The organism is Pseudomonas sp. UBA6315 (assembly GCF_002438125.1).
GTDB lineage: Bacteria > Pseudomonadota > Gammaproteobacteria > Pseudomonadales > Pseudomonadaceae > Aquipseudomonas > Aquipseudomonas faucium.
Genome location: NZ_DJTF01000207.1, coordinates 1 through 9,430, shown reverse-complemented (window position 1 = coordinate 9,430; position 9,430 = coordinate 1). Strand labels below are relative to the sequence as shown.

Here is a 9,430-nt window from a genome sequence, read left to right as displayed (position 1 = left end):
GCATCGAGTTCAACGAGCCGTTTCGCATGACCGATGTCTGGGCCGACACCGGCTTCCTCGCCATGGACCTGGAAGACCGCGGCCTCAAGTGCCTGGCACGGCGCTTCATCAGCCAATACCTGGAGCTGACCGGCGACTACGAGGGCCTGGAAGTGCTGAACTTCTACAAGGCCTACCGCGCCCTGGTGCGGGCCAAGGTGGCCTTGTTCAGCATGCCCGCCGAGGCCGATGGCGTGCAGCGCGCCACCACCCTGCGCACCTACCGCAACTATGCCAACCTGGCCGAAAGCTACAGCGCCATCCCCTCGCGCCTGCTGGCCATCACCCATGGCGTCTCGGCCGTGGGCAAGAGCCACGTGGCCATGCGCCTGGTCGAGGCCCTGGGCGCCGTGCGCGTGCGTTCGGACGTGGAGCGCAAGCGCCTGTTCGGCGAGCAACAGCCGACGCACTCGGGGCAACAGGACGCCGGCATCTACGACCAGGACGCCAGCGCCGCGACCTACCAGCGCCTGCATGAGCTGGCCAGCACCATCCTGCGTGCCGGGTTCCCGGTGGTGCTCGACGCCACCTACCTGAAGCACGCCCAGCGCCAGGCCGCGGCAGAAGTTGCCAGCGCCACCGGCGTGCCGTTCCTGATCCTCGATTGCCATGCCCCGGAGGCCGTGATCGCCAGCTGGCTGCAGCAGCGCCAGGCAGAAATGACCGACCCGTCGGACGCCACCCTGGAAGTGGTCAAGGCCCAGCAGGCCAGCCGCGAGCCGCTGGAGGCCAAAGAACTGCCGCACGCGACGCGTGTCGATACGCAAGAAAGCGCCAGCATGGACCAGGTGATCGACCAGATTCGCCAGCGTCTGCCGGGGCTCTAACCGCGTCGACCCTATCGCCGGCAAGCCGGCTTCCACATTGAACTCACAGGCCTATGGGCAGTGGTGGTTTTGTTGGAGTCGGCTTGCCGGCGATGGGGTCGTCAACCACCGCTGAATCCCCAATCGTCGCCACCGATGGCAAAAGGCCGCGCATTTCCCAACCCCCGCTACACTCCTTCCTGACCTGCTCGCGATTTATCCCACAAGACCCGTTCAGCCATCGCAAGGAGGCTCGATGAACGATGAATTGCAGCATCTTAAGAATCTTGGCAAGACCTCCGCGCAGTGGTTGCACGCGGCTGGTATCCACAGTGCATCGGACTTGCGTCGCCTAGGCGCGGTCGGTGCGTACCAGGCCGTGAAAACGCGAGGATTCCGGGCGTCGAAAGTGCTGCTGTACGCCATTGAAGGCGCCCTGCTGGACATGCACTGGAATGATCTGCCGGCCGAGCGCAAGCAAGCGCTCATCCAACAACTGGATGCCAAAGGCAGTACGCAAAAAAATCTGAAATAAACCGCGAAAAGGGATTGACGACGAAATGAGAATCGTTATGATTATCACAACTGGTCGCGAGACTGGTTGGATAAACTGAAAGCCCCTGGTTCGGACTCTCAGATTATCTCCTCATCAGGCTAATCACGGTTATTGACCCGGCAATTTGCCGGGTCTTTTTTTGCCTGCGATTGGCGAAAACCTTATTTACGCAGCTGCGCGCAGTAATCCTGCGCCGGCGTGCCGGGCGTGTACCAGGCATAGTCCGCCATCTCCGCCTGCACCGGCTCGCCCACCTCGGCGAGTATCAGCACCTTGCTGTCGCCCTTGGCCCCCAGGTCCTCCAGGTGCAACGGCACGCCAAGGTCCTTGCGCGCGTGATAGGCACCCGTGAGCAACAGCGCAGGCTGTGGCGCGGCCAGCAAGCGCTCGGCGATGCGCCGATCACGCTGCTGCTGGACCGCCAGCATGGCCGGCAATTGGCTTTCCGGCAGCAACCCACAGTGCCCCGCCCGCACTTGCTCGAGCAAAGCCGCCTGTACCGCAGGCGCATTGGACTTCACCCCTGGCAAGGGTGTCGGCTGGCGATAGGCTGCACGCATTTCGCTGGCTGACAGGTTGGCCGGCAGCAGCGCGATGCGATTCTGCAGGGCCTCGCGGACGATCGGCCCATAAAGCTGCCAGTCCCAGCCGTCCTGCCAGGCCAGTGCCTTGGGCAGGTCATCCGGCAGCTTCGCTTGGCCCTGCACGGCATCCAGCTGCGCCTGCTGCTCGGGCTGCAACATCTCCAGCAACAGGCTGCCCTGCGTTCGCTGGGCCTCCAGTGCCCGCAGCAACCACAGCTGCAAGGCGTGATGGTCGGGGTTGTCGTGCTTCTCGCCCACCAGCACCCGCGGTGCGCCAGCCAACCGCTCGACCAACTGTTCCGGGCTGATCACCTGGCCGCTGGCCAGGTCTTGAATCTGCCCCAGCGCCAGGTTGTCCCGCCCTTCGCTGCCCTGCCAGGCCGGTAGTGGCGGCAGGCTGGCCTGGCACCCCGCCAGCGACAGCAACAGGCACAGCAACGAGCCAGACAGCCATGGATGGCGCATGAGCAAAGCCTCCTAGCGGGTGATGATGAGTGGATGGCCCCGTTCCGGATGGGGTTGAACCAGCACCTCGATACCGAATACCGACTTGAGCGCGGCAGGCGTCAGCACCTGCTCCGGCGTAGCCAGCGCATGGCAGCGGCCAGCTTCGAGCAACAGGATACGATCACAGTAGCGCGCCGCCAGGTTCAGGTCATGCAGGATCACCAGCACGGCCGCGCCGCGGTCGGCAAAGCTGCGCACGGCCTGTAGCGTGGTGTGCTGGTGCAGCGGGTCGAGCATCGAGGTGGGCTCGTCGAGCAGCAAGGTGGTACCTGCCTCGCCCGGCCACAACTGGGCCAGCACACGTGCCAGGTGTACCCGCTGCCGCTCGCCGCCCGACAGGGCCAGGTAGCTGCGGCCCAGCAGGTGCCAGGCATCCGCCGCACGCAGGGCCGCTTCGACGATCTCGGCATCACGCAGCTGGCCGCTGTCATGGGGCATGCGGCCCATGCCCACCACTTCCTCGACCTTGAACGAAAAGCCCAGGCTGGACACCTGGGGCAACACCGCCAGGCGCCTGGCCCGCTCCGGCCCTGCCCAGTCGGCCAATGGCCGGCCCTGCAAGGTCACCTGCCCCTGGCCAGGCGTAAGTTCGCCACACAGCACGCCCAGCAGGCTGCTCTTGCCCGCGCCATTGGGGCCGAGCACGCCCACCACCTGCCCCGGGTGCAATTGCAGGTTCAGGTCGTGCAGCACCTCATTGCTCCCGCGCCGCAGGTGCAGGCCCTCGACTTGCAACATCAGCTGCGCCCTCGAATCAGCAAAACCAGGAAGAACGGTGCACCGATAAATGCAGTGACGATGCCGATCGGCAATTCGGCAGGCGCCAGCGCCAAGCGCGCCACCAGGTCGGCGAACAGCATCAGCACGCCACCAGCCAACAACGATGCCGGCAACACCACGCGATGGTCGGGCCCTGCCAGCAAACGCACCAGGTGCGGCACCACCAGGCCGATGAAGCCGATCAGCCCCGCCGCCGCCACGGCCGCGCCTACGCCAAGCGCGGTGCAGAACACCAGTTCACGCTTGAGCCGCTCCACCTCGATGCCCAAATGCCGCGCCTCCGATTCGCCCAGCAACAAGGCATTGAGTGCCCGCGCACGGCGCGGCAACCACAGCGCCACACCCGCGGCAACGATCAGCAGCGGCCACAGCCGGTCATAGCTGGCGCCGTTGAGGCTGCCCAGGTTCCAGAAGGTCAGGGTGCGCAAGGTGGCATCGTCGGCCAGATAGGAAAACAGGCCCACCGCCGCGCCGCCCAGTGCGGTCATCGCCACACCGGCCAGCAACATGGTGGCGACGTTGGTCTGCCCGTCGCGTCGCCCCAAGCGATAGACCAGCGCAGTCACGCCAAGGCCACCGACAAAGGCGCACACCGATAGCAGATAAGGTGCCAAAACCTCGGGCATGCCGCCGAACCAGCTACCGCCGACGATCGCCACTGCAGCGCCCATCGCAGCGCCCGCAGCGACGCCCACCAGCCCGGGGTCGGCCAGTGGGTTGCGAAACAGCCCCTGCATGGCCACCCCGGACAGCGCCAGCACCGCGCCAACCGCCAGCCCCAACAGGGTGCGTGGCAGGCGGATCTGGCCGAGGATCATTTCCGCCTGCTGCAGGCCATCGCCGGCGATGGGCAGGCCCAGCAGCCGCAGGCCAGCGCGCAGGGTATCGAACAACGGCAGGCTGACCGGGCCCAGGGCCAGTGAAAGCCAGACCGCCAACAGGCACAGCAGGCTCAGGCAGATGATCAGGGTACGGGGTTGGACTCGTTGCTTCATTGCGTGATGCTGACCTTGGCCGCCGGGTAGAAGGCTGACGCCAGGTCCTGCAGGGCCATCGGCAAGCGTGGGCCCAGGCCGCCGACCAGCAGGGTCGGGTCCAGCGACAGCAGGCGTTTGTCACGCACGGCACGCGAGGCGGCCAGGGCCGGGTTTTCCTTGAGCAGTGCCTGCAAGGCCTGCTCGCCGGCCAAGGCGCGGTCGGAGAACACCACCACATCCGGGTCCAGCGCCGCCAATGCTTCATTGGAGAAGTTCTTGTAGCCCTGGTGCTCGGCCAGGTTGCGCGCCCCCGCCTGGCGCAACAGCCAGTCGCCCGCAGTGCCCTGCCCGGCAATCAGCGGCTTGGCACCCGCATGGCCCACCAGCAGCAGCACCCCGGGCGCCTTGTGACTGGCCTGGGCCTGCTTGATCTGAACTTGCAGGGCTTCGAGCTGCTGATGGTAGCCAGCAGCCAGTTGCGCAGCCTTCTGCTCGGCGCCGAGCAAGGTGCCCAGGTGCTTGAGGTTGGCATCGACGGCGGCGAGGTCGGCCTGGCTGGAGAACAGTTCCACGCGCACACCGGCGTTGCGGATCTGCGCCAGCACCGGTGGCGGGCCCATCTCCTCGGTGCCTACCAGCACGTCCGGGCGCAAGCTGAGAATGCCCTCGGCCGACAGCTGCCGCTGATAGCCGATGCTCGGCAGCGCCTTGAGCGCCTCGGGGTGCTGGCTGGTGGTGTCGACGCCCACCAGCCGTGGCTGGCCGCCCAGTTCACTGATCCACTCGCTCAATGCACCGCCTGCGCTGACCCAGCGCTGCGGCAGTTCGGCAGCCAGGGCCTGGGTGGAAGCAACGAGGGCTGCGCACAAGGCGAGCATGGCGGCGGGACGGCGCATCATCGGGTTCCTTCTGAAGGCGGGCCGCGCACCTTGTGGCAAGCGGCAGAACTGCGCACCATAGACCACCTGGCGCAGCGAATGCGGGCAATTTGATAATTATTCGCATTGAAGCGTCAAGCCATCCCTTTGTTTCACGAGCCTTCCTTGCAATGCACTTCCTTTGTACTTCCGCTGCGCTGGCCGAGGGCCACAGCCGCGCCTTCAGCGTAGACGGCATCGACCTGTTCGGCGTGCGCCGCCAAGGCCAGGTGCACCTCTACCGCAACCGCTGCCCGCACCGGGGCATCCCCTTGAACTGGGCGGCAGATGCCTTCCTGGACGAGAGCGCGAGCTTGATCCACTGCGCCCATCATGGCGCCCTGTTCCTGATCGAAAGTGGCGAATGCGTGGCCGGCCCGTGCGAAGGCGAGGCGTTGCAGGCCCTGGGCTGCCGGGAAGACAGCCAGGGCATCTGGTTCACCGGTTGAGCAACACCGGCAGCGGGCGGTCGATGACGATCTGCTCGGCATCCAGCCGCGCACCATAGGCCAGCACCTCAACCCCATCGGCCACGGCAGCGCGCAACGCCTTGGCATAGGCCGCGTCGATTTCCTCGGCAGGGCGCACCGCCTCGATACCGGTGAGGTTCACGCAGTACAGCTGCACCGCGCGGATCCCCTGGCGGGCCAGCGATGCCAGCTCGCGCAGGTGCTTGGCACCGCGCTGGGTCACGGCATCCGGGAAGGCCGCCACGGCGCTGTCCGGGTAGCCGAGGGTCACGCTCTTGACCTCGACATAAGCCGGCCCGTCAGCGAACTCCAGGCGAAAGTCCACCCGGCTGCCCTCCTCGCCATAAGCCACTTCGCGCTTGAGCGCGGTGAAGCCCGCCAGTTCGGCAATCACGCCGGCGCGCAGGGCCTCTTCGACCAGCGCATTGGCCCGCCCGGTATTGATGCAGGCCAGCCGGCCCTGGGGCGTTTCGCTGATTTCCCAGGTGCCCGGTAGCTTGCGCTTGGGGTCGTTGGAGCGGCTGAACCAGACTTGCCCACCTTCGCGCATGCAATTGAGCATCGACCCGGTGTTGGGGCAGTGAATGGTCAGTTGCTCACCATTGGCCAGTTCGATATCCGCCAGAAAACGCTTGTAGCGGCGCAGCAGGCGCCCTTGCTCGAGTAAAGGAAAGAACACCATCAGCCCTGCCAGCTCAGCAGCCCACGGGCAATGCGCTGTACCGCCTCTTCCAGGCGCGGCAGGCTCTGGGTGTAGGCAAAGCGCACATGGTGGCCGGCCAGGTGGCGGCCAAAGTCCAGGCCGGGGGTGAAGGCCAGGTGCTCGGTTTCCAGGAAGTGCCGGCAGAAGGCGAAGGCGTCACCGCCAAAGGCGCTGATGTCGGCATACAGGTAGAACGCCCCCTGCGGCTCCACGGCGATGCGAAAGCCCAGCTCGCGCAGGGCCGGCAGCAGGTAGTCGCGACGGCGGGCGAACTCGGCGCGGCGTTCTTCGAAGATCGCCAGGGTTTCTGGCTGGAAGCACGCCAGGGCAGCGTGCTGGGCCATACTGGGGGCGCTGATGTAGAGGTTTTGCGCCAGTTTTTCTAGGTCGGCCACGGCATTGGGCGGTGCCACCAGCCAACCCAGTCGCCAACCGGTCATGCCGAAATACTTGGAAAAACTATTAAGGACGAAGGCCGAGTCATCCACTTCCAGCACGCTGGGCGCATCCATGCCGTAGGTCAGGCCGTGGTAGATCTCGTCCACCACCAGGTGCCCGTGGCGCTCGCGGGTAGCCTTGGACAGGCTGGCCAGCTCCTCGCGGCTCAGCACCGTGCCGGTCGGGTTGGCCGGCGAGGCCACCAGGGCGCCGACGCTGTCCTTGTCCCAGTAGCGCTCGACCAGGTCGGCGGTGAGCTGGTAGTTGACCTCCGGCCCCACCGGCACCAGTTGCGCACCGCCTTCGACCAGGCGCAGGAAATGGCGGTTGCACGGGTAGCCCGGGTCGGCCAGCAGCCAGTGCTTGCCGGGGTCGACCAGCAGGCTGGCGGCCAGCAGCAAGGCGCCGGAGCCGCCTGGGGTGATCAGAATGCGCTCGGGGTCGACCGAAACGCCGTAGCGTTGCCCGTAGAAACCGGCGATCGCCTCACGCAGGGCCGGCAGGCCACGCGCCGCGGTGTAGCGGGTGTGCCCGGCAGCCAGGGCAGCCTGGCCAGCCGCGACGATGGGCGCGGCGGTGGTGAAGTCCGGCTCGCCGATTTCCAGGTGGATCACATCGTGGCCGGCCGCCTGCAGTTCGTTGGCCCGGGCCAGCAACGCCATGACATGGAAGGGTTCGATGGCGCGGCTGCGCGCACTGTATGGGTGGGCCATGACCTTCTCTCAATAGGGTCTAAACTGTTGATTCTACCTTTGCATCCCACCGAACGTGCGACGCGCGCTGCGGTCAACACCTAGGATCGGGCGGGCTAGCGCAACCCCCGATCTATCTGGTAAGTTCGGCGGCTCGCAGTCGCAGGGCCGGCGGGTGCCGGAGATGGAGCAGCCTGCGCATTGGATCAGATGAGTGAGAGGCGGTCTATTCATGTCCACCGTAGAAAAGCAAAAAACCCAGACCATGTACGGTGTCGAGCCCTATAAAGAGACCAAGGGCGAAGAGTACATGGGCGAGCCCATGAAGAAGCACTTCACCAAGCTTCTCAATGCTTGGAAAGGCGAGCTCATGCAGAGTGTCGACCGCACCGTAGACCACATGAAGGACGAAGCTGCGAACTTCCCGGACCCGGCCGACCGCGCCAGCCAGGAGGAAGAGTTTGCCCTGGAGCTGCGCAACCGCGATCGCGAGCGCAAGTTGATCAAGAAGATCGACAAGACCCTGCAGAAAATCCAGGACGAAGAATACGGCTGGTGCGATTCCTGCGGTATCGAGATCGGCCTGCGCCGTCTGGAAGCCCGCCCGACCGCCGACCTGTGCTTCGACTGCAAGGAAATCTCGGAGAAAAAGGAAAAGACCGTCGGCAAAGGCTGACACTTGTTCCATCCGAACGGGGCGCATCTTGCGCCCCGTTTCATTTATATGCCCGGCAATGCCATGAACGACTCCCGCTACATCGGACGCTTCGCCCCCACCCCGAGCGGCTTCCTGCATTTCGGCTCGCTGGTCGCCGCCCTTGCCTCCTGGCTCGATGCCCGCGCCGTCAACGGCCGCTGGCTGCTGCGCATGGAAGACACCGACCCGCCGCGGGAAATGCCCGGTGCCCGCGACGCGATCCTGCAGACCTTGGAACGCTACGGCCTGGAGTGGGATGGCGAGGTGGTGTACCAGAGCCAGCGCCACGACGCCTACGCCGCCGTGGTCGACCGCCTGTTCAACATGGGCCTGGCCTATGCCTGCACCTGCTCGCGCAAGCAGCTCGAAGGCCATGACGGCATCTACCCAGGCTTTTGCCGCAACGCGGGGCACGCCCGCGAAGGCGCGGCGATCCGCCTGCGGGTTCCCGAGCTGATCTACCGCTTCAGCGACCGGGTGCAAGGTGATTTCCAGCAGCACCTGGGCCGCGAGGTGGGTGACTTCATCATCCAGCGCCGCGACGGCCTGTATGCCTATCAATTGGCCGTGGTGCTGGATGACGCCTGGCAGGGCGTGACCGATATCGTGCGCGGCGCCGATCTGCTCGACAACACGCCCCGCCAGCTGTACCTGCAGGAACTGCTCGGCTTTTCCCAGCCGCGTTACCTGCATATCCCGCTGATCGTGCAGCCCGATGGCCACAAGCTGGGCAAGTCGTACCGCTCGCCACCGCTCGAGGCCGATCAAGCCACGCCGCTGTTGCTGCGGGCGTTGCGCGCGCTGGGGCAGGACGTCGACCCGCAGCTGCTGATTGCCACACCCGCCGAAGTGCTGGCGGTGGCGCGCCAATGCTGGCAGCCACAGGCGATTGCGCAAAGGACCACAGTGCCCGAGGCGGATTTGCGCTGAGGCCATACCGGCCTCTTCGCGGGCAAGCCCGCTCCCACACAGCAAACCTTTTGCCCCGCGCTTGGGTCAACCCATGCCACAAAAACAAAAGCCCAACAAATTCAAACCCTTGGCGAACCCTACCGATTCCCGCTAGCATCGCCCCCGCCATTTGCGCCAATAATAAGTCCAAGCCCGCAGCGCCCAACCATCGAGGCCAGCATGTACATCTATCGTTTGGTCCTGCTTCTGGTCGTGGGGATCTATCTGTTCTCCCCGGCCATCATGGACTGGTGGATCGAGCCGACCGGAGCCTGGTACCGCCCCTACCTACTCTGGCTGATCCTGATCGTCG

The 9,430-nt window shown here is 65.6% G+C and carries 11 protein-coding genes; 5 read left to right on the top strand and 6 right to left on the bottom strand.

Annotated elements, in window-relative coordinates:
• On the top strand, positions 1-866 hold an 866-nt coding region (locus tag B3E94_RS24740), incomplete at its 5' end, for a bifunctional aminoglycoside phosphotransferase/ATP-binding protein (RefSeq protein ID WP_286915583.1).
• Between the two features lie 235 nt (positions 867-1,101).
• Positions 1,102-1,380, top strand: a complete 279-nt coding sequence (locus tag B3E94_RS24735) for a TfoX/Sxy family protein (protein ID WP_286915582.1) — start codon at positions 1,102-1,104, stop codon at positions 1,378-1,380.
• A gap of 182 nt (positions 1,381-1,562) precedes the next feature.
• Here the strand turns inward: B3E94_RS24735 and B3E94_RS24730 are convergent, their stop codons facing one another.
• The 4 genes from B3E94_RS24730 to B3E94_RS24715 are packed head-to-tail and all read right to left on the bottom strand — an operon-like array spanning position 1,563 to position 5,148.
• Positions 1,563-2,450 carry a ChaN family lipoprotein gene (locus B3E94_RS24730; protein WP_286915581.1) on the bottom strand — a complete coding sequence of 296 codons (888 nt, stop codon included), beginning with the start codon at positions 2,448-2,450 and terminating at the stop codon, positions 1,563-1,565.
• A gap of 12 nt (positions 2,451-2,462) precedes the next feature.
• The gene (locus B3E94_RS24725; protein WP_286915580.1) at positions 2,463-3,230 is read right to left on the bottom strand and encodes a heme ABC transporter ATP-binding protein; all 768 of its coding nucleotides are present in this window, start codon (positions 3,228-3,230) and stop codon (positions 2,463-2,465) included.
• Positions 3,230-4,213, bottom strand: a complete 984-nt coding sequence (locus B3E94_RS24720; protein WP_176517435.1) for a FecCD family ABC transporter permease — start codon at positions 4,211-4,213, stop codon at positions 3,230-3,232. Before B3E94_RS24720 ends, B3E94_RS24725 begins: the two co-directional genes overlap by 1 nt.
• Positions 4,214-4,263: 50 nt before the next feature.
• A complete protein-coding gene (locus B3E94_RS24715; RefSeq protein ID WP_286915579.1) occupies positions 4,264-5,148 on the bottom strand; it encodes a heme/hemin ABC transporter substrate-binding protein in 885 nt (294 codons plus the stop codon).
• A 149-nt stretch (positions 5,149-5,297) separates the two neighbouring features.
• Here B3E94_RS24715 and B3E94_RS24710 point away from each other — a divergent pair, with 149 nt between their 5' ends.
• Complete coding sequence (locus B3E94_RS24710) at positions 5,298-5,615, top strand: Rieske (2Fe-2S) protein (RefSeq protein WP_236237736.1); 318 nt, start codon at positions 5,298-5,300, stop codon at positions 5,613-5,615.
• On the opposite strand, the gene sfsA is transcribed toward B3E94_RS24710, so the two are convergent.
• A complete protein-coding gene (sfsA, locus tag B3E94_RS24705; protein WP_176517408.1) occupies positions 5,605-6,318 on the bottom strand; it encodes a DNA/RNA nuclease SfsA in 714 nt (237 codons plus the stop codon). The genes B3E94_RS24710 and sfsA overlap by 11 nt on opposite strands.
• Entirely contained in the window at positions 6,318-7,490 is a 1,173-nt protein-coding gene (locus tag B3E94_RS24700) for a pyridoxal phosphate-dependent aminotransferase (protein ID WP_286915578.1), read from the bottom strand. Before B3E94_RS24700 ends, sfsA begins: the two co-directional genes overlap by 1 nt.
• Before the next feature lie 211 nt (positions 7,491-7,701).
• Here B3E94_RS24700 and dksA point away from each other — a divergent pair, with 211 nt between their 5' ends.
• Entirely contained in the window at positions 7,702-8,145 is a 444-nt protein-coding gene (gene dksA / locus B3E94_RS24695) for an RNA polymerase-binding protein DksA (protein ID WP_176517410.1), read from the top strand.
• A 63-nt stretch (positions 8,146-8,208) separates the two neighbouring features.
• The gene (gluQRS, locus tag B3E94_RS24690) at positions 8,209-9,096 is read left to right on the top strand and encodes a tRNA glutamyl-Q(34) synthetase GluQRS (protein ID WP_286915577.1); all 888 of its coding nucleotides are present in this window, start codon (positions 8,209-8,211) and stop codon (positions 9,094-9,096) included.
• Positions 9,097-9,430: the final 334 nt, after the last annotated feature.